Consider the following 526-nt stretch of genomic DNA (forward strand, 5'->3'; position numbering starts at 1 on the left):
CGTCCTCGCCGCCCTCGACGTCGTCCAGCACGTCGTCTTCGTCGTCGGCCTCGGCCGCTTCGATATCGCCCGCGTCGTAATCCTCTTCGGCGCGATTCAAGAACTCGTCGAAAGAATCGTTGTTGTCTGCCACTTAGCTTCTCCTTCTCAAGCTCACCAGCGCGCAATGCGCGCGGGTCGAGCCAAACCTAGATATCGAGGAATCGGACGTCGCGCGCGTGCTTCTGGATGAACTCCTTGCGCGGCTCCACCTGGTCGCCCATGAGGTCGCTCACCACGCGCTCGGCTTCGGCGGCGTCGTCGATGCTCACCTGCAGAAGCGTGCGGGTGGCCGGCTCCATCGTGGTCTCCCACAGCTGGTCCGGGTCCATCTCGCCCAGGCCCTTGTAGCGCTGCACGTCGAACTTGTTCGGGTCGTCGTACTCGGCCAGCACCGAGCCCAGCGAGCTCTCGTCGTAGATGTAGCGCTCGATCTTCGGCGAGCGCGAGTTCTTCTTCTTGAGGCCGAAGATGGGCGGCTGTGCGA

Annotated in this window: 1 pseudogene; it reads right to left on the reverse strand. The window is 63.5% G+C overall.

The features are described from left to right. Positions 1-188 precede the first annotated feature (188 nt). Positions 189-526 (reverse strand): annotated as a pseudogene (locus GO707_RS11930) (DNA gyrase subunit B); the annotation flags it as partial.

Source organism: Adlercreutzia rubneri, assembly GCF_009755265.1.
Taxonomy (GTDB): Bacteria; Actinomycetota; Coriobacteriia; order Coriobacteriales; family Eggerthellaceae; genus Adlercreutzia; species Adlercreutzia rubneri.